Source organism: Planctellipticum variicoloris, assembly GCF_030622045.1.
GTDB lineage: Bacteria > Planctomycetota > Planctomycetia > Planctomycetales > Planctomycetaceae > Planctellipticum > Planctellipticum variicoloris.
Map to the genome: position 1 here is coordinate 3828428 of NZ_CP130886.1, position 19324 is coordinate 3847751.

16 protein-coding genes, 1 tRNA gene and 2 pseudogenes are annotated in these 19324 nt (G+C 61.5%); 6 read left to right on the forward strand and 13 right to left on the reverse strand.

Annotated features, from left to right (window positions below):
- Positions 1 to 171 precede the first annotated feature (171 nt).
- Positions 172 to 768 carry a PEP-CTERM sorting domain-containing protein gene (locus tag SH412_RS14835; protein ID WP_336518791.1) on the reverse strand — a complete coding sequence of 199 codons (597 nt, stop codon included), beginning with the start codon at positions 766 to 768 and terminating at the stop codon, positions 172 to 174.
- 576 nt (positions 769 to 1344) lie between these two features.
- Here SH412_RS14835 and SH412_RS14840 point away from each other — a divergent pair.
- Positions 1345 to 1431: transfer RNA gene (locus tag SH412_RS14840), tRNA-Ser, on the forward strand.
- A 362-nt stretch (positions 1432 to 1793) separates the two neighbouring features.
- On the opposite strand, the pseudogene SH412_RS28625 reads toward SH412_RS14840, so the two are convergent.
- A pseudogene (locus SH412_RS28625) lies at positions 1794 to 2705 on the reverse strand (tyrosine-type recombinase/integrase); the annotation flags it as partial.
- On the opposite strand from SH412_RS28625, the gene SH412_RS14850 reads away from it, so the two are divergent.
- Entirely contained in the window at positions 2643 to 2822 is a 180-nt protein-coding gene (locus tag SH412_RS14850) for a hypothetical protein (protein WP_336518793.1), read from the forward strand. The pseudogene SH412_RS28625 and the gene SH412_RS14850 sit on opposite strands and share 63 nt — an antisense overlap.
- Positions 2823 to 3282: 460 nt before the next feature.
- On the opposite strand, the gene SH412_RS14855 is transcribed toward SH412_RS14850, so the two are convergent.
- The 5 genes from SH412_RS14855 to SH412_RS14875 all read right to left on the reverse strand — a co-directional run bounded on the left by SH412_RS14855 (position 3283) and on the right by SH412_RS14875 (position 8958).
- Positions 3283 to 5394, reverse strand: a complete 2112-nt coding sequence (locus SH412_RS14855) for a YfjI family protein (protein ID WP_336518794.1) — start codon at positions 5392 to 5394, stop codon at positions 3283 to 3285.
- Positions 5391 to 5711 carry a hypothetical protein gene (locus SH412_RS14860; protein WP_336518795.1) on the reverse strand — a complete coding sequence of 107 codons (321 nt, stop codon included), beginning with the start codon at positions 5709 to 5711 and terminating at the stop codon, positions 5391 to 5393. The genes SH412_RS14855 and SH412_RS14860 overlap by 4 nt, the downstream gene beginning before the upstream one ends.
- Positions 5712 to 6014: 303 nt before the next feature.
- Complete coding sequence (locus SH412_RS14865; RefSeq protein ID WP_336518796.1) at positions 6015 to 6257, reverse strand: helix-turn-helix transcriptional regulator; 243 nt, start codon at positions 6255 to 6257, stop codon at positions 6015 to 6017.
- 278 nt (positions 6258 to 6535) lie between these two features.
- A complete protein-coding gene (locus tag SH412_RS14870; protein WP_336518797.1) occupies positions 6536 to 7732 on the reverse strand; it encodes a hypothetical protein in 1197 nt (398 codons plus the stop codon).
- Between the two features lie 269 nt (positions 7733 to 8001).
- Positions 8002 to 8958 carry a zinc ribbon domain-containing protein gene (locus SH412_RS14875; RefSeq protein ID WP_336518798.1) on the reverse strand — a complete coding sequence of 319 codons (957 nt, stop codon included), beginning with the start codon at positions 8956 to 8958 and terminating at the stop codon, positions 8002 to 8004.
- A 157-nt stretch (positions 8959 to 9115) separates the two neighbouring features.
- Here SH412_RS14875 and SH412_RS14880 point away from each other — a divergent pair, with 157 nt between their 5' ends.
- Positions 9116 to 9277, forward strand: a complete 162-nt coding sequence (locus SH412_RS14880; protein ID WP_336518799.1) for a hypothetical protein — start codon at positions 9116 to 9118, stop codon at positions 9275 to 9277.
- A gap of 9 nt (positions 9278 to 9286) precedes the next feature.
- Here the strand turns inward: SH412_RS14880 and SH412_RS28630 are convergent.
- A pseudogene (locus tag SH412_RS28630) lies at positions 9287 to 9472 on the reverse strand (DUF2752 domain-containing protein); the annotation flags it as partial.
- Between the two features lie 3 nt (positions 9473 to 9475).
- Positions 9476 to 10150: a zinc-ribbon domain-containing protein gene (locus tag SH412_RS14885; protein WP_336518800.1), complete on the reverse strand. Its 675-nt coding sequence runs from the start codon at positions 10148 to 10150 to the stop codon at positions 9476 to 9478.
- A gap of 1459 nt (positions 10151 to 11609) precedes the next feature.
- On the opposite strand from SH412_RS14885, the gene SH412_RS14890 reads away from it, so the two are divergent.
- Positions 11610 to 11957: a hypothetical protein gene (locus SH412_RS14890; protein WP_336518801.1), complete on the forward strand. Its 348-nt coding sequence runs from the start codon at positions 11610 to 11612 to the stop codon at positions 11955 to 11957.
- Between the two features lie 105 nt (positions 11958 to 12062).
- The gene (locus SH412_RS14895) at positions 12063 to 12374 is read left to right on the forward strand and encodes a hypothetical protein (protein WP_336518802.1); all 312 of its coding nucleotides are present in this window, start codon (positions 12063 to 12065) and stop codon (positions 12372 to 12374) included.
- Positions 12375 to 12392: 18 nt separating this feature from the next.
- Here the strand turns inward: SH412_RS14895 and SH412_RS14900 are convergent, their stop codons facing one another.
- The 3 genes from SH412_RS14900 to SH412_RS14910 form a co-directional block, all read right to left on the reverse strand.
- Positions 12393 to 13334, reverse strand: a complete 942-nt coding sequence (locus SH412_RS14900; protein WP_336518803.1) for a hypothetical protein — start codon at positions 13332 to 13334, stop codon at positions 12393 to 12395.
- 3 nt (positions 13335 to 13337) lie between these two features.
- Complete coding sequence (locus SH412_RS14905; RefSeq protein WP_336518804.1) at positions 13338 to 13874, reverse strand: hypothetical protein; 537 nt, start codon at positions 13872 to 13874, stop codon at positions 13338 to 13340.
- A gap of 86 nt (positions 13875 to 13960) precedes the next feature.
- Entirely contained in the window at positions 13961 to 17449 is a 3489-nt protein-coding gene (locus SH412_RS14910) for a class I SAM-dependent DNA methyltransferase (protein WP_336518805.1), read from the reverse strand.
- Positions 17450 to 17754: 305 nt separating this feature from the next.
- Here SH412_RS14910 and SH412_RS14915 point away from each other — a divergent pair, with 305 nt between their 5' ends.
- Entirely contained in the window at positions 17755 to 18495 is a 741-nt protein-coding gene (locus SH412_RS14915; RefSeq protein ID WP_336518806.1) for a DUF4405 domain-containing protein, read from the forward strand.
- 111 nt (positions 18496 to 18606) lie between these two features.
- Here the strand turns inward: SH412_RS14915 and SH412_RS14920 are convergent, their stop codons facing one another.
- On the reverse strand, positions 18607 to 19323 hold the full coding sequence (locus SH412_RS14920; protein ID WP_336518807.1) for an ABC transporter ATP-binding protein: 717 nt from the start codon (positions 19321 to 19323) through the stop codon (positions 18607 to 18609).
- Between the last annotated feature and the right edge of the window lies 1 nt (position 19324).

The following is a 19324-nucleotide window of genomic DNA, read 5'->3' on the forward strand; positions in this document are numbered from 1 at the left end:
GAGGCATTCGATGTGACTGCAGAACGAACCATCGTAGCAGGCGATGCCACTTGAACAAACGCCGCGCGGTGAAACGAGCGAGAATGAGGCGGACAACGGGCAGTCAACGAAAAGAGCGGACGACCTCATCAGTCGCCCGCTCTCGCGATTCAGCAATTCTTCTCAAGGCGACTACGCGGCCTGCAGCTTCTCCTGCCGACGACGACGCCATGCGCCAACCGCCATGCCGATGCCCGCGAATCCGGCGAGGGCCATTGACGTAGGCTCGGGGGTGACGGTCGGAGGACTCGTCAACGTCCCGCTGTCCGAAATAGCGGTGTTCGGCCCGCCGACTTGAGTGAAGGAGATCGAAAAGCTGGCCAGGCCGGCGTCATATGACGCCAATCCGCTGCCGGGAGTAAACGTCCCCAGAATGTAGAAACCGATCTGCGTGGTCCCGATGGATTCGAGCGAGACCGATTGCGCGACGAAGGTCCCGAGGACCGGGTTGGAAAACGTCCATCCAACGGGATTGGAGAGATTCAGAACCGGCTGAGAAAACGTCAGTGTGAGAGGACCGGACAGCGCCGTGAAGTCCCCGCTTCGGCTGGTCGTCGCGGCGGCCAGACTCCCGGAGAAGTCGAATGTCGTCGCAGTCAGAATATTGCCGGTGTCCGTCACCGGACTTCCGAAATCCCCAATGGCCTGCGAACCGACGATGGTTGCCGCCTGGCTCGTAATTCCACTCATAACGACCAAGATGGCCGCAAGACCTGCCGTTCGCATCATCAACTCTTTCCTGAATGGCCGAAGAGCCCCGCGGCTCAGAACGCTTGAACAAACAAACTCAGGGAGCAAACAACATGCCCGCCGAATGGAACACCTCGGCGGCAAGACACAAGAAAACCTGTTCTCGCAGGCATCGCCACCGATGCCTGCCAGGCCCGCAGCGAAACATCGTGCGACACGCCCGTTTTCCGGTGTCAGATGCAACGCCGGACCAGTTCGCTTCGGCGATCGCGCAGTTCATGCGCAGCGGTCTTCGATCCGATGACTTCCATCGAGAGCTGACTCCGCAACGTAACCCGGCACGGCCGTCTTGAGCAAAATGTCGTGGAAAGCCCCCGCGCGGATGCAACATGTTTCGATTTCTGAACGCCCTGACTTCGTCCCGCCCCGACTCGCCAAAACGCGCATCCGTGCAATTGCCGGGCAACAAGACGTAAGTTCTGGATCGCCCATTCCGGACGCGTTCCCGGTCAATTCAGAGCGACGACTCCCGCGCGAACCCGCACGCCCCGGCAACGCTCAAAGCCGCTGGAAACCACGGAATCCAGCGAGTACGATGCGGATTCGGCACGATTCGGAGAGGTGGCAGAGCGGCCGATTGCACCGGTCTTGAAAACCGGCCTGCCCGTAAGGGTAGCGAGGGTTCGAATCCCTCCCTCTCCGCTTATCATCGACTCGCAATCACTCTCAAACCCCTGCATTTGCAGGGGTTTTTGCGTTTCTGGGGAATCGCCGATTTCGGCGATGGTTGTCTCAATCGTTCTCACCTGATTGCAGCGATTATCAATCGGACCGGCAACCAAACCGGCAACCACGCGGGGACCGGAATCGCCGTCGTCGCGGGACGACATTCGAATGCTGGCCGGCTTATCGTCGGTTCCGGTAGCACGGAGAACCACCGCTTCCGGCTGCGGTCCCGTGGGGAGCGCCGGCAGCTTGTCAACGGCGGCGGCGAGGTCGTGGACGTTCGCGTGCGTGTACCGGCCCAGCGTCAGCTCGACGGTCGAGTGCCGGGCCAGCCGTTGCATCACCTTTGCGGGCACCCCTGCCCTCCCCAGGCGGGACAGGTAGGTGTGCCGGAGGGCATGGAAATCGGCCTGTCGCCCGTCCGAGTCGCGGTACGACAGGAAGTCCGTCTGTTCCCGCTCCGTGCATTCCTGCGGCGTCTGAGCGGCCTTGAGCCAGGCATTCCGCGCGGCTGTCAGATCGTGCCGCATCATCTTTCCGGCCTGTTTGTGGACAGCCCACAGACCGGGCCACAGCGGCGCGTCCGCGGGGATCGTCACCAGCCAGGGGCGCAGCAACGCGGCAAGATCAGATGGAATCGGCAACGTATCACCGCGGCGAGCCTTTTCCTGTCCGGCCTCAATGGTGACGGTCGAACGATTGACCGTCAGGTCGAACGATTCCGGCGTCAGGCTGGCCAGCTCGCTCGCTCGCAGTCCGGTCCCGACGGCTGTTGCGTAAAGCATGTGCCGCTGCCATCCCGTCAACCCGCAGCGGTCACGCTCATTCTGCGACGTCTGCAGGAGCCAACGGAGTTCGTCACCAGTCAATTCCCGCCGCTCCAGCCGAACGTCAGTGCGAACATTGGACCGCGTCAGGTGCGCGACCGGATCTACGCCAGTCCGCCTGTCGCGGACGAGCCACCGCGTGAATTGCTTCATGGCCTGCAGATAATGATTACAAGTCTGCACGGACAGTTTCTGGCCATCGCGAAGCTTTGCCAAAGCTTCGGTGACGCGGGATGCCGACAGGTCGCCGATGAACTTGAAACGGCATTCATCGCAGATTGACCGACACCGACATTCGATGAGCTGAACGTGTGCGTCGGTTCGCCCACGATTCCGCAGATCCGCGATGAAGTCGGTCAGATGTTCGGCCAGCGGACGCTTGGCGTGGACCTCAAACGGGCTCAGCAAGCCAGCCCGTTCCATCTGAGCCTTACGGACGGCTTCGGCGAGCATCTGCCGGCTCGCCTCTTTGTCGTTGCACAACGACGTGGTTTGCAGAATGCCGGCAGCGTCGCGGTACTCACCGCGCCATCGCTTTGAGCGGGATTTGACCTTGCGAGCGCCGGGGGTGGCCTTCGGGCAGCGTTTGCCGTTGGAGTCAAGGTAGCGGACCGTGACCGGGCGATACAGGCGGGCCATAGCGGAAACCTTTCTGAGAACGCTACGTCACGGGCCGGGAGGTTCTCAGGTCTCCGCGGCCCATGACGCAGCAAAGGCGGGTGGGATTGTAACGTCCGCCGACTGCCGACGGATCAGGATTTGGCTTCGTCAAATTCCGCTGCGAAGTCGGTCGCAGCGGATTTGTGCGTAACGCGTCCAGACAGGCGACGGCAGAAGGCTGGCGGGCTGGCTCACAGGGCTGCGGGGATCGCCGTGACCTACTCACCATCCGGCGTCTTCCGGCCGAGCCAACCGCAGTCGCACCGAGCGATACGCCCGCTGTCTACCGACTTTATCGGCCCCGGCATGGCGCAGGTCGGGCAGTTGCGGTTCACTCTCATCACGAATACCCCGCAAATGCAGATTCAAGCCGGTCGATCTCGTCTTCGTCCAAGTATCGCGTTCCAACCTCCGCCTCCGCTTCGTCTCCGCGGTGACACGGTAACACGGTGACGGAAGTCTCATTTTCCGGCGGTTGTTCGGCTTCTGTCACCGCCCCAGTCTCCAGCAGGATAAACTGCTCCAACGGTGCCCCTCCGGTCTGTTCAGTGTGCCATCTGCCGAGCCCGGCCTTGACCAATGCGGTCAGGGCAGACCGGGCCTCGTGTGCAGATTTCCGGTACCTACGGCGGCACTGCATCAGCTTGCGGACGGTAATCGCCCCGTTCCGCGCCCGGATCAGTTCTACTAACTCGCGCCGCTCGGCTTCCTCGGGTGACTCGGTAGACTCCACGTTGATCCGCTTGGCTTCCCGGCCAAACCAGTCCGCCAGCGCGATTCCCGCCTCCATGCTGATAGCGTCGCAGATCTGCGGGTCAATCACGGTGTTGTCGCCACTGGCGACACGAACCATGTGATGGACCAGAGCCAGCCGCGGGGCATAGGCTTCCAATTTCGACCATGTTGAACAGAGACTGCCGGTCAGTTCGGATTGTTCGTCAGCGTGCCGGTCGTACCACTCAACGAAGAGCCGTTTCGCCTCGCTGCTCAGTGCTACCAACTTGGGCGATAGCTCGCCCGATTCTTCGTCGGTCTGCGGCTGCAGGTCGTAAAGCCGATCGAACAACCCGGCAATCAGCGATTCATCGGACGGGCTGACATCGGCTTCAGTCCACCGCTTCGGCCTGCGGCATGGCTTCAGCGTCAGGAACCGCGGCTCCATCCCGTTCGCCTGACGCTCCGGCGTCATCAGCCGCCGCCAAGTTGCGGGCTGACTTCCCCCGATGATCGAGATTGCCGCCCGCGGAATCATCACCATTTTCCTGTCGCCTGTCTTCCGGTCAAGAATGACCATCCGGCCGCCGTGCATTTCCAGCCACTTCGGGGCGTCAGATGAACCAGCCTTGTAACGATCCAGCCCTCCAATCCATCCAGCCAATTCGTCGCACGCCAGCAGTAGACCACGGGGATTGTCTGCCAGCAGCCCGATCGCGGCCTCAAGTGTCGCATCGTCAAATACTCCGCGCCATCGTCTCGGCTCTGCCGGCTTGTCCGGTCGGACCTCACACTGTTTGCTTCGCTTCCACTCTGCCAGGTCTCGCTCATAGGTCGTCAGCTCGATTTCATACTGTTCCCAGGCCACCAGAAACTCCTGCAGTTTCCGTTTCTGGTGGGCTCTGGTGGGCTGCAGCACCTTTTCCAATGCAGGGGACTTATGCCCCCCGGACTCTGCGAGAATGACCATCCACAGAATCGGAAACTCAATCCATGAGCGCTTGAGTTGGATGGCCCGACTGATGCCGATGGCCCCGGCTGCCGCCACCAGCAGGGGAGCCCCCACCAGCGAGACATCGCATCCAATCGCCCACGCTGCCGATCGGGCATAACGTCGCAGGACGGGCGGCAACATATCCTCAGGAAATGGATGGTCTGCGGTGACAGAAGCGTCGATATCCAGATCGCTTCTGGGCTTGTGTAACCCCGTTACCGCGTTACCGGTCGCCGTAGACCGGATTTTCGCGGCAATCTGCTCCAGTCCTTCAGCCTGTCGCTCCGGGTCGGTTTCGGTCTGCAGCAGTTTGGCGGTTTCTTCGGTCGCCATCCGTTCGGTCAGACCGCCGCGGATTGCGTCTACGAGTTGATCGACTAACGACTTCCAGTGCCAGCCTTCATCCGTCAGATTCCGGACGATTCCCTCACTCACGGATTCAGGAGGAGCGGCGTCACCCTCCCGGTGAATCTTTTCGGCCAGGACCGGATCTTTGCTGGCAAACAAGACGAGCAGTTCCGGACTCAAGTCGAATTCAACGAGATTGTCGCGGTGGTAACGCGACATGATCTGAAAGGTTGTCCGCCGCGCGGGATCGGTAAACCAATCGGCATTGATGTCGTATTTCTCAATGAAGTTGGGCTCAGCACAGATTGCTGCCAGGAGTCGCTGCTCTGCGAGTGCGCGGACGTCGCAAACGACCGCTCTCGCCCTTTCGCGTTTGTGTCCAATGTTGCGCGTCATGCGCTCACCTCGCTTCCATTCCGCAGGATGGCCGGCATCGGCGGAGACTCGGCAATGTCCGGATCTCCGTTCGCCCAATCGTCCACGGCGTCGGCCCACCGCAGCAGGTCATACCTGCTGCCAACCAGCGGTTTCCCGTACCGCAGTCCGTGCGATTCACCGCGGAGATAGGCCGCCAGCGCCCACCGAGACCACCAGAACGGCAGTTGCTCGCCCGTCGCCCGAACCGGTCCCTTGCGGCGCAAAAGATCGCGAGCGTTCTCAATTACCCGCAAGTGCCAGTCGAGCTGGTTGACCGTCATTTCCACATCAGCCACCAGGATCTCCACGGATCTCTGGAACCCTTTGCGGAAATGCGTTTCGGTTTCTCGATTCCAGCGCTGGTCCCGCAGAGTCGGAAATTGCGACCAATGGGAGCCACGGGCCTGCTCGGGACGAAAAACCCGCGGTCGATGATCATAGTCAGCATGATTCTCGACGTTCACACAGTCGTCGACTGACACAGCCGTAGCTGGTATACTTCGCATGTTGGTTATTTCCAGACGGTCGCGCAACTCTTGCCAGGGGGCGCGGCCGTCAGTTTTTTAGATTGAAGAGTGGCGCGACGATTGCGCTGCGGATCAGCCGCGCGGATCGGCGGTCAACGTCTGGAAGGTGGCGCGGTCGGGGCAGCCCAGACCGATCCACCGACGGAGATCGTCAACACGCCACCGGACGGCCCCACCGATGCGGACGGGAGCCGGCGTATGACCGGCCGAAACACGCCGATACCAGCTCGCCGGACTGAGTCCGCACAGTGTCGCCGCATCGCGGGCATCGAGCAGCAGCGGCTCAACAAATGCGTCAGGAGCCGGGCGGTTCATGGCCAACTCCCCGCTCCAAGGCAGCGCGTTCGCGGAGTGCCTCGGTCAGGGCCTCCGCGTCGAACAGATACCTCGTACCGGCCCGCAGACACGGTACTCGACCGCCATCGGCCTCGGCTTTCAGCCAGGCGACAGTCACTCCAACCCGCCTTGCAGCGCGGGGAAGCGTCAACAGATTCGATTCGTTCATCATCCAATCCGATAGTGGATCGTTGCCGGCCTCCGTGGCCTGCGTGATGAGCGAATCGTAGTGCTGTCCGCGCGCGCCAAGTGTGTGTCTAAGTGCGCATTTTCGCGTGCGCCGGCGGTTCGGCGTTGAGACGATACCGCCCTTTTGAGGAAGTGATAATCATCACTCCCCAGGCACGATTTCCTCTGAATACCGCGTATAAGCGATTGTTGTTCGAACCGGCCTCCACGAGGATCGTGTCCTGTCCAACATCCGGCGTTCGGTTTTCCCACGCCTCCCACAGGACGCGGACGCATGCGGATTGGGTTGGCGTAAACTTGTAAGGGGTTCCGAACCAATTGACCGATGCGAAATCGGGAGAATGGGTTGGTTCGCTCGGCTTGCAGTTGATGTCAGGCTGTTTGTTGCCACCGCTTTCGCCGTCCTGCGGCGGTTTCGGCGTGGAAACCTGAATACACTCGTTCTTCGGGACTCCGTTGAGCGAACACCAGCAAATGGCCTCCGGCGTGGCCTGATTTCCGACATACCACGGGCTTTCGTCGGCGGCGATCAGCTTCAATTCCATCAGCCGCCTACGCAGCTTCTCGACCCACTCCAGCGGCAGCGACGGATACGCCTTTGGGCAGGAAACTGCGGCCCCTCCCTTCACTGCACAGAATTGGCAGGTTGACAGCCGCAGTCTCTTCCCGTTGGCCAGAGTAAGCCAATCAAAGTCATACGCAATGCCCTCCGGGATCGTCCCCGCCTCGGTCTTGTCCTTCGGGACTGCACCCGTCAGCCGGTTCAGTTCCTGCGACAGCCAGTTCAAAATCTGACTGGCCGGCTCCATAACGCTGCGGGCATCGGTCTGCAGGATGGGGCCATCATTGAATAGCTGTCGCAGGGACTCGACGGCTCCTGAAATTGCGGACGGGAAGCGGCGCTTCGCATACCGCTCCTCAAGACTGGCCAACGCGGCAATGACGGCATCGCCGGCGAACGGGGACTCCGGCGGGTCAGTCTCCGCATGGCCTTCAAAAGTCTGAACCCGGTAGATATCGCCAAATCGCTGTCGCAATTCTTCGAGCGTGGCTTTCCGCTGACTCTGGTCGCCGCCGCCGTTTGAGCTATCGCCGGTTTTTAATTCATTGTCGCGTTGTAGGGCTTCAAGTACCGAGCGTTCCCACTGGTCCGCCTCTTCGGTGCTGACACCTATCGCCTCACGCGCCCGGCCCTGCATGTCCAAGATTACTTTAACGGTGAGACTCAGTCGTCGCCGGTGGATGACCTCATCAGACTCCGCCATGATGCCTGTCCCGTGAGCGTCCCGTCCCGAGCGAAGAGAAGACGCGGCAGGCGGCTTTCGGGACAGAGCAGCCGCCGTTCGGGAGCTACCCTAGCCGCGTCACCGCATTGTTGGGACCGGCGACGGGGACCGACAAGGCTTGCAGGCCGCAGTTTCAGCGGTTTCCAGCAGGTTTCTGAGTCCCCGCGGCGTTTCGATGACCGTTCGCGCGGCGATGCGATGACCGTTGAGCCGGACCGCTGAACCGTCATCGGAATCCGGCCCCCGCACTACTTGCCGCCGGGGGCTCCGAGCAGCGCGTCGAGCTGCCGCTCGCCTAGCAATTTGCCTTTCTGCCGCTCCGGGTCTCGCATGCGTTCTTCCAGGTCCATGTCGTCGGTGTCCTTCACCAGATTGATCACGTGAATCCACCACTTCTGCCCCTTCCGCGGCCCCTCTAGAATTTCTACGCGATACAGCGTCTTCTCGAAGTCGAGGTTTCCTTTGTAGCGGTAGCCTGCCGTGAACACATCGTGCGTTGAAGTCTCCAGCAGCTTGACCGCCAGCATCGGCGGCAGCTTGATAATCCAGCCCTTTTTCATGCGGTCGTCGTATTCCTCACTCGACGAACCGGAAACCGGCAGCCAGGACGACGTATCTTCGTACGCGCTGACTTCAGCGTCGATGCTGTGCCGCGACACGACCAGCGCCCCGTTGAACGGGACTTCTTTGCCGTGGAAGTGCTTGACGCCGCGATTGGCCTGAATCTGCTGCTGGATTTGCTTGGCCAGGGCCTGCGGGTCTTTGGGGGCGGCCTTCAGTTCTTCCACGAACGTCCGTGGTCGCAGCATCGACCACGCTCCGACGCCTGCGACGCTGCAGACCACGCCGAATACCACCACCAGTATCAGGGTCTGCTGAAAGGTGATGCCTCCCCTGCTGCCCATCGCTGGCGGGCTCATGGCTTGCGCAAACTGCGGAACAAACGGTGGAGGGGGTGCCGGATCAAAATCAGGCAGAAGCGGGACATCTGCAGCCGGGCTCTCGTCTGCAACCCGCCCCAGTCCTGCCAAGGCCGCTTCCAGCGCTGGCGGGGGCTTGGGAGCGACGGCCGCCGTGGGGACGGGCATAACTTCCGTCACGCGGAATTTACTGCCACAACCGCCGCAACGGGCCGTTTTGCCAACCGCCGCGGATTCGACTCGGAAACTCTTCTGGCAGTTCGGACAGGCGGTGAGAATCGACATGGCGAGGCTCCAGCGATGAACGGTCAAACTCAGAAACTGCGCCGCCCGCATCCGATCCGTCGCGACAGATCAATTCGGGGGCCTTCAAACTCGGAAAACGTGATGCTTCCCGCGGCCATGCGGGAGGTCACGGGCTACCGTGGGCTTGGCAACAGAAATGAAAAATCCCGCCGGCGAAAAACAGCGCCAGCAGCACGCCATCTACGATGACGGTGCGGTGTCTGTCGCCAGTCCTGCGCCTGACGGTCAGCAGCCCCGCCACTGGTCGAATGCAGGCAGCCAGGGCCACAAAACCGACCGGGTTGAACGCAAACGCTGATTCCCAATCCCCGGTCAGAATGCAGAAGACAGACCGTGTCGTACCGCACGTCGGACAGTCCCGCCCGCTGACGAATTTCAGCGGACAGGTTATTGGTGGAAGAATGAGCCCGGCGGCGAGCACGTACCCGAGCATCAGAGCCAGGGGCCAACATGACTCGGCCAGAGTTCGACCAGACGGTGCCAGGCGGGACATCGCTTACGCTCCCGGAAACGATTCCCACTGCGTGACCGGTTGGCCGGACTGCAGTTTTCTGGCCACCAGATACGCATCCAGCCCCAGGAGCGGGAATGAGATCAACGTCGAAATCCCCATCGTCACGACGGCCAGCACGATGTTGGCCAGCAGCAGGACGATCCCCTTCACCACTTGCCCCAGCACCATCTGCCCCAGCCCGGCGAAGCAGCAGCCGCTGAGCAGTGCCACAAGGACCGGCGAGACGGGGATTTTCTGCGGGTAGATCAACCCCGCTACCCGCTGCGGCTGCCCGATGGCTCCGGTCGTCTGCAGCATCGTTCCGCAGTAGCGGCACTTGACCGCCGCCGCGTTGATCATTTCCGCGCACATCGGGCACTGTTTCTGACCACCGGTACTTGCCGGGGCGGCGGGCGCATGCGGAATCGGCGGCGGCGCGGCCGGTGTGGGCAGCGGTGCCGCTTCGAATTCGATCAACGTCGTGGCAGTGGCTCCCCCCGAGTCCGCCGGCTTCCATTGGGCAAAACCGTCTGGGAGGGGGGATTCCGCACCGCCGGTGTCTGCGGCTGCGACGGTGAATTTGGTGCCACAGTCCGGGCACTTCGCCGACTTACCGGCGAATCGGTCATCGACGCGAAATCGTTTGTTGCAGTGCGGACAGGCTGCACGAATCAGCATGGGCGGGGTTCCGGGGAGTCGGGAGAACATCCGCCGGCGTCCCGAAACGAAAAAAGGGACGCCGGACCACAACTGCTCCCGCAACCCCCGCCAAGGGGCCAATGAAACAGCACATGGCCGACGCCCCCTTTCGGGGGCGCGGTCCAGGCACTGCTTTCATTAGCAAAGAGCCTTGCGGCTCAGTTTGGCGGTATTTGCGGGAAGCAGTTCCAGACGCTAGCGCGTCAATCAAGTTGTCAGGCAGGGGAGACAGATGCTCCCGGTGGATTCCTCGGCTGGATGGTCAAATTGGGTATACGGCGTCCGAGTCGGCATTCAGGGCCGCACAGACGCACACCGATATTCTTGACGGTTGGGCGGGGCAAAATCAATTCGGTGCCGGCCACGATCCGGGACATTCCGGCAATCCGCGGCTCCTACGCCGGTCTGGCACTGCTGGCCATAGGTGCCATGCAGGATGCGTGAGACGCAGCGTCCCCCCAGGGCGGCCAGAGCCGACTGGCGATTCGATGACATTTCGACCGGAGCCGGTTCCGTCAGGGACATCGCCTGACTGCCGGTTCTGGGCTGGCGCTGCCGGTCTCGACGACTACTCCCACGTCCCGCGACGGTCCGGCCACCCGGTCCCCCATTCCTCCAACGGTCATCGCAGGCAGAAGTGTCCGCGCCGATGACATTTCAGGAGCGAGGCGGTCACAAATCGCCGCGGTCGCGAAAACAACCTCCGAAAATACAAAACTCAACCCCGTTACTCTCGCCGTAAACCTATACAGCGAAAAACAAAATCGACCTCAGTTACATTCCCGACAAGATACTTGGCGCGCATGCCCCCCCAACAGGGGAGAATCTGGCCGTCGCCAACGGTCCACTCGCTGCCCGTGGTCACTTCAAAACCAGATTTCGATGACATTTCAGAGGTTGGCGGGCGCATTACCGATCAGCCCAGCTTAGGCACAAACGACTGTTTCAGCGTCAAATCGGGCCACTACACCCTCCGTAACCTCAAAAACGAAAGGGGGATATGACGAGCCATTCAGTCGACTCAACGTCCTTTAATTGATCTGCCGGACATAACGTCCATCAAGTCCTTGTCAAGAATTTCAAGTCCTTACGCAGAAGCCGATTACGATGGTTTTCGCGTTGCAATCCCGTCTCGACGAAATCTGCCAGCGACGCGAAGTGCTTTCCGCCAAATCCGCTCGGCCAGTGATTTCGATGACGTTTCGACGGCATCTGCCCTCGCCGTTGGTCGCTCTCAGCCGTAATCCCAGCACGGGGAGCCGGCCAAATGTCATCGGCGGCGAACTGCCCGGCCTCAACGGTCATCGAAATTCGACGACGGCCGCCGCCGGTCCCGCCACGCGGTTGACAACGCTTTCCAGATGCGGTCTGTTCTCTTGTATCGTTCTGCGACAGCGAGACGTCGCGACGAACAGCCCCCCCATCGAAAGGAAACGCGATGTGGCTGATGACGACGGTGGGATTCTTCAGCGTGGTGGAAAAGCCGTGGGACCGCGACGCCGGGACGCTGACGGTCCGCTCCCGCGTCCGCGCCGATCTCGACACGCTGCGGTCGAAATATCTGCCGGAGCTGGGAGAGATCCAGGAAGACCCGCAGGCGGACTACCGCTACCGGGCGCAGGTTCCGCGGGACGCCTTCAGCCAGGCCGCCGCCCGGCTGGCCGCCGACATCGACTACGACAACTTCAAGAACGAAATCGCCCGGCAGCAGGGGAAAGCCAGGGCCAGCCTGTACGGGGAGGTCTGGACCGTCTTGAACCGGCTGCAGTCTGGGAAGGCGGGCTGACCGAAGCCTTGTCATCGTGGAGTCAGTTCAACATCAGCCGACGCATCCGCACTTCCAACTCGCACTCCCTCAAACCCCTCCCCCTTTTTTCGACGGGTCTTCGCAATGGAAGAGAAGGTTGAAGCAATCCTGACCATCGGAAGTCAGCAGCACAAGGCGTTGCTGCACCTCTTTACCGTGGACCAGGACGATATGCGGTTTCGGTTTGGGAGAGCCAGCGTCAGTGGCGTGTCGACGGCGGGTCAGCTTGTGCATCCGCAACGGCCGACGGTTTTTATGATGACCGTCACCGGTAGCGGCGGCCCGTGGCGGGTAATTTTTTTCTCTGGCGTCACTGAATGGGGGACGGACGATTCCGTTCCGATTACTCACGCTGATTTTTATGTACTCGGATGTCCCGAAATGACCCAACCATAGACGCGACTTCCAAGGCGTTCACGGATTGAGACGCCGTAGCGAATTCGTTTCGTAAAGCTGCGCCGTCAGCTCGCCGTGAAAATACTCTTCGTTCAGAAATTTGACGACGGCCTTCAATTCCTTCTTCGTCTTGGGAAGCGCAATCTTGCTGCCCTTCCCTTGCGGACGCTTCACGTCAATTTCGATGCCAAAATCCTTCGCTTTCTTGGCAGCCGTCATTGGCTTGACCAGTGAAAGAATGTCCTTCGATTGAATTGACGCCACTCGCCGCCGTAAGAAGTCATCCGATTCAATGGCGTGAAACACGGCCTTGGAGTCGCCGTCGTTTTCGAACACAAAAAGGGAGTTCTCGACGAAACTCGCAATCTCTTCTACGGTAGCCTTGGGTTCGAACTCACCCAAATCGAAGAATCGACTTACAATCGAAAATGAACGGAAGTAGAGATTCCCACCCACCCAGATCGCCGCCAATTCATGCGCTAGCGTCAATCCGTCGTTCGCCACCCGGTTGAAGACTCCGCGGTCCCAAAACAAAGTGAACCGGCGGTCGAGCAACTGCGGCGAGCGAAACTGCTGAAACAATAGCCGTTTAACGTACGGCGGCTTATCCTTGGCGTGGAGTAACTCGCCGGCAAAGATTGTCGCTACGTGTGGTTGCGGTTTGCGTCCCATTGCAAACACGTCCGCCTGATGCGGCTTCGTCACGGCCTCCACGTACTCCAACGGAAGGTCGAATTCTTTGATCACAAAGACCTGCCCACGTTCGAGGCGGTAGTTGGCCTTGGGATCGAACGGAACGCGATCACAGTCATCTCGAAGGAATTCCGCCGCCTGTTCTTCGAACATCTCGGACAGCTCTTCTTGTAGCGAGGCGTCGACCTGAATTTGCTCGGGGATTAGGTCTTCAGATAGTCCCGAAATGCCGGCAAAAAAGGTGAACAGAGTCTTGCCCTTCGGCATGTTTTAGTCCTCAATCTGAAGAAAAGTGTAGTCGCACAGTTTCACAACCGTGAACGTGGCGCAGGGTTTCACTAGCGTCTTGGGACTGATCAGGATGTACGGAAAGCCGTCATCGCTTTCCACTTCGTAGAAGTGGTATCCGAGCATCCCCAAGAGCGGATTGAAGTCGAAGGCATTGCTGTGGTAAATGGCTAGGCTTACGAGCAGGAGAATTGCGAGCGTTGGGATATCGAAGTCCTTGAAGAGGTATTTGTGCTCGTTCAAGATCGGCAGCAAGTAGGCCAAAAGAAACGTCAGAACCTGCTTATCTGAATTCTTTGCCTTGCAGACTCGAAGCGACTGTTTCCCACCGTTACGGCGGACAAACGTCATCACGCCGTATGCGGCGACGACGAGTGAAACGGCGACGATAACCAGTCGCACGCCGAATGCGTCCCAGCGAAGCGAGCCTTCGTGGAAGAAACGGTCGATGGACATGATCAGCAGCGTCGGAGCCAGGGACGTCGCAACAAGCAGCATTTTCGTGAATTTGTTCAACATACGATGCCTCCCGAACAAAATGCGAAACTCTGCTCAAGTCAACGTAGCGCAGGTCCGTGGTTCGTTCAACGTGGCATCCCCCCGCCTCACGACGCCACATACTTCCCTCCCTTGATCGTCCGCGCCTTCCCAATCGCCGCCAGCATCTCCAGCAGCCGGACCACGTCGTCCGAATTCGCTCGCATGAAGACCTGACCGACGTCCGCAGGCGTGACCGGCTTCTTCGCGGCCTGCAGAGCCTGCGCCACCGCGGCGGCCTGTTCGGCGAGCTTCTTCGGCCACGGCTGTTTCTTCGCCGCGGCGGCCTTGGCCGGCTTCTTCTTCGCCGGCTTCGCGGCCTCTTCGTCCTCTTCGACGTCCAGTTGCTTCTGGACGGCCCCCTTGCCGCCAGCCGGGTTCTGGAACTCCGGCCGCAGCCAGCGGATCAGCCCCCGCTCTTCTTCGGTGGCCCGCTCGGCATTCAGGGCCACCAGCCGTTCCAGGATCTCTTCATCGGTCAGCGTGACCGGCCAGCCGTACGCCTCGAACACCGCGGCGTCCAGATCGTCGTGAAGCTGTTTCAGGACGGTGACGAGCCCCTGTTCGTAGTTCGTCTTTTCCTTGTCGGTCAACGGTTCCCCGCTCCGCAACTTCTCCAGGACGTTGTACATACCGGTCAGCGTCAGGTCGGGATGGGCGGCCTGCTGCGTTTTGCGGTGCGAGTCCAGACGTTCGGCAAGCCGCGCGAGTCTCGGCTTCACACCATCGCCGATAACCGGGAATGGAAATGCATCGAAGCACGTGGACTTCACGTAGACGGGATCGTTTCCATATCCGAGTCGGCCACCGGCGGCCAGCGCCCAAACTACGTGGATTCGGCTGGAGAGCACCGCCATCCCCTCCGACGCACTCATTGCAATCGCGATGATTTTGTTGTCGGGCAGAATCGATTTGTCGTGAAAGACGAACGCCCGGTGCTTCGCAGTTTCGACCGTGGCAATGTATCGACTCAGCCCATTCAATGCTGGTCGGAATGCTCCCCGCGGTTCCCCGAACAGCCACCAGTTGTCCCGGTACGTCGCACGGTTGTTCTGGTCGCGTTCCGGCTTCACCCGGTCGTAAACCCACTGATAAACTGCCGGAAACCGAGTTTGAACCTGCTCCTCGGTCAGCCCGAACAGGTCGATGACCATCACGCCCCGCGGACGGGCCGTCAGGTCGCGCCCGTTGCGGTATTCCCGGATGTGCTGTTCCAGGCCGGCCACCGTTCCCAGTCCGAGCTGGCGCGCCTCATCCGGTGTGACGATGAAACCGGCCCCATGCAATTTGACACCGGGACAGGACAGCCCGGAATTCGCCTTCAGCTCGACGGCCCCGGCCACATTCGCCCCAATGGTCAGATCGGTCTGGATACGCCCGGTCCGCTCACGGAGCAGTACAACTGCCGAGTCCTCCCCCGCCGCCTCTTCCGAAATCACGGTATTGAGCCGCCCATCGTGGAGCCCCGGCGAAGCCACCGTCATCGCAATCCGGACCGCTGCCCCTTCGGCCGCATCCACCCAGGGATGGTCAGGAATCGCGAAGTCCAGGGAGAGACGCGGCGTCTCGCCATCCACGTAGGGTTCCAGGACGCGGCGGCTGAACTTCTGCCGCAGGCTGTTCGTGGTGATAAACCCGAATCGCTTCACATCGCCGGCTGCCGTCGCTTCGGCCGCCCGGTCCCACCAGTACATCACGTAATCGCAGGTTTCTGGAACATTCGAGTAAACCGCCCGGATGCATTCGGCGTAGCCGTCCCCCAGCGCTTCGCGCATCCGCCAGTTCCCCAGGAACGGCGGATTCCCCACGACGTAATCCGCCTGCGGCCATTCCGCTTTTCTCGCATTCACATACTTCAATGCCGCCACCCGCGCCGTCTCGTCTGGCACCAGTTCCCCTGTCACCGGATGCGGCTTCGTCGTTCGGCCGTCCCACCGCGTCACCGGCTGGCCGTCGGCGTCCTGCAGCGCTTCCACAGCGTCCCAGGCCAGCACCGCGTCCCGGCAGTCGATGTTGTGGAATTTGTGGATGACCGGCTCCGGAATCAGCTCTTTCGCGCGCGTCCGCAGGTGCCACTGCAGATAGCCGATCCACAGCACCAGATCGGCAATTGCCGCGGCCCGCGGGTTGACTTCGATCCCCAGGAACTGGTGCGGGTCGACCGTCATCAGTTCGGTTTGCCGTTCCCCCAGATCCCTCAGAAACGCCAGCACTTCCCCTTCCAGCCGCTTCATGTGCTCCAGCGCGACGTACAGAAAGTTCCCGCTGCCGCAGGCCGGGTCGAGAATCCGCACGTGGCACAGGTGCTGCAGATACTCCCGCACCGTCGCCACCGCGTCGGCCGGCTTGCCGCTGTGCATCTCTGCCAGGGCAGCGGCCCGCACGGCGTCCCACTCCGCCCGCAGCGGCTCCATGATCGTCGGCAGGACCAGCCGCTCCACGTACGCCCGCGGCGTGTAGTGGGCTCCCAGCTTGTGCCGTTCCACCGGGTCGAGCGCCCGTTCCAGCAGGGTGCCGAAAATCGCCGGCTCCACGTCCCGCCACAGAGCAGAACTGGCTTCGATCAGCAGTTCCAGTTGCGGCGCGGTCAGCGGCAGCGCCTCGCAGTCCTCGAACAGCCCGCCGTTGAACCGCCGGAGTTTTTCCTTGAGGATCGGCGAGAACCCGCCTTTGTCCATCGTCTCCCACAGCGAGCGGACCATGTCGGGAAACAGCTCCGGCGTCTTCCGCAGTCCCTTCAGCAGGTCGGTAAAACCTTCGTGGGGGATCAGCTCGACGTCTTCCGCGAACATCGTGAAGAGGCAGCGCATGAGGAACTGTGCCACCTGTCCCGGTTCGAACTTCGACTGTTCGAGCGACTTGGCCAGCTTCGCCAGCCGTTCGGCCAGCTCCCGCGTCACCTTGGCCGCCCGGCGGGAGGGGTCGAGCGACTGCGGATCGGTCCAGACCCGCCGGAGTTTTTCCCGCTGGTCGGCGTCGGCGAGCTGATCCAGGGTGATGCGGTACGTCGCGGCGTCGGGGAACTGCAGGTACGTTCTGCCGGACTTGGTGAAGTCGGCGAACAGCTCGATGGTATGCCCGACGTCGACCACGATCAGAAACGGCGGCCAGCCTTCATCCCCCGGCAGCGCCCGCGCGTACTGTTCGGCCTGCCCGAACGCCCGCAACATAGCATCGTCCCAGCCCTTCGTCCCCCGGACCGCGGTCCCCTTCTTGATCTTCTTGGCCGGCTGCGCGGGGGAAGCCAGTTCCGCGGCCCCGGCGTCCGGCTGTTCGCTCCCCTGCTTGGCCTCCAGGACAAAGCAGCCCCGCTTGTAGAGGTCGATCCGCCCATGACTGGTGGAAGCGTCCGGATTCTGGAACACCACATCCCGCTCGAACACGTAGGCGTTCTGGGAGACGTCCGGCCGGGTGGGCTCCGGCTGGGGAACGCCGATGACGGCGCACAGCTCGGTCAGAAAAAGCTGATAGTTCGCCCGCTCGGCTGCGGCGGATGCCTTCCAGCGGGCGATGAACGCGGGGAGGTCAGGACCGGCAGCAGCGGCGGCATCGGACACGGGGCGGCTTCCTTGGGGTGTGCAGTGGAAGCCGAGTGTACAGGCATGGGGGGAGTCTGGCCAAGGGGTGGGAAGATGTTCGACAGGGCCGACTTCGGGGGGCATCAGGGAGTTTTCCGTCCCGCGCTGCCCAGCCGAGTGTGATCGGTGACGTGCAAAGTCTTTCCGGCCGGAGCGCAATGCTGCAGAATACTGGCATTACCCGAGGGTGTCCGGGGCCGGTGCGGCATGACTGGCCTGTTCGGCAGGCATGTTGCTGCGGGGAATGATCGTCTTTCCAGGCAACGGTGCATGAGGGAACCGATGTGAGACGGCCACTGCTGAATCTCGTTGTTGACATCACTGCGGCCGTCGTGTTCGTGGGGATGATGTGTACGGGCTACATCCTCTACTGGCCCTTACCTCCCGGAACGAACAAGAGCCACTTCCTCTGGGGCCTCTCCCGCCACCAGTGGGGTGCGGTCCACGCCTGGTTCAGTCTCGCCCTGCTGATCACCCTCGTCATCCATTTGGCGCTCCACTGGACGTGGATCGTGTCCATCGTCCGTCGGGAGCTGGGACTCCCGGCTACTCCACCCGGCCGGCAACTGCGCGCTACCGCCGTTTCACTCGCTTTCATTGCAGCAGTGTTGGTGACATTCGCCTGGACCGCTCAGTGGTCGGTCCGCGAGCGAGCGGTTCCGCTTGAGCCCCACGACCCAATAAGATCTGTCACGGCGTCGCCTCTGGAATCTTCGGCATCAGCGACCTGGAGCGAAGTCCATCAGATCCTGCGGGAGTCATGCCTGCCATGTCACGGCTCAGGCCGCGTGCGGGGCGATTTTCGTGTCGACCGCCGGGACGACTACTTTGGCGGCGGCTCGGGGCGACCGCTCGTCATCCCCGGCGACAGCCGGCGCAGTCCATTGATTGCCATCGTCTCGGGCCAACGGCCCGATCTGGCCCTCGCAGATCGCCACCGGCTTTCCGAGCGCGAAGTTGGCGTGTTGCGTCGGTGGATTGACGCCGGCGCAGTATGGAGCCCGGAAGGGACGCCCGGACAATGAGTGGCGAACCGTCAGCGGCCGGATCGACGTACAAGTCTCCGATCGAGTCGCCAGCATCAATCGAGGAAGGCTGGCGTCCGCCTCGCGGCCCGAGCATGCTGTCGGGCCTCGTTACGTCGTTGCCAGCATCGACGAAGCGTTCTGCTCTTGCAGCACGCCGTCTTCCATCGCGTAGATTGTATCGAAGACGTTCAAGAAGCGATGGTCGTGAGTCACCACCACGACGCCGGCATTCTGTTCGTGGGCAATTTTGGCGAAGAGTTCCATGACCTGCTGAGCGCGCTGGCTGTCGAGAGCGGCGGTCGGCTCGTCGGCCAGCAGCACATCTGGGTCGTTTGCCAGGGCGCGAGCGACGGCTACCCGCTGCTGCTCTCCGCCCGACAGTCGCGCGGGGATATCCTGAGACCGTTCCAGCACGCCCAGGTACTGAAGCAATTCAGCGGCGCGCGACCTGGCGCGGCGGCTGGGGACGCCGTTGAGTTCCAGTGCGACCTGGACATTCTCGATGGCGGTCAGAAAGGGAATCAGATTTGCCTTCTGAAACACGAATCCGATATGCCGCCGTCGATAGGCGCGGAGATCCGTCCAGGCGCGATTCCCGTCCACGATCAGTTGCCCATTGATCGTGACCTGTCCCGAAGTCGGCATGGTGACCAGGCCCACGATGGTCAGCAGCGTCGACTTCCCCGATCCGCTCGGCCCGAGGATGGCCGCCACTTTTCCTTTGGGGACGCGCAACGTGGCCTGCCGCAACGCGACGACCTGAGTACGGCCGGTCCCGTAGACCTTGTTGATCTCGCTGGCTTCGATCGCAAACGGCTGGCTCATG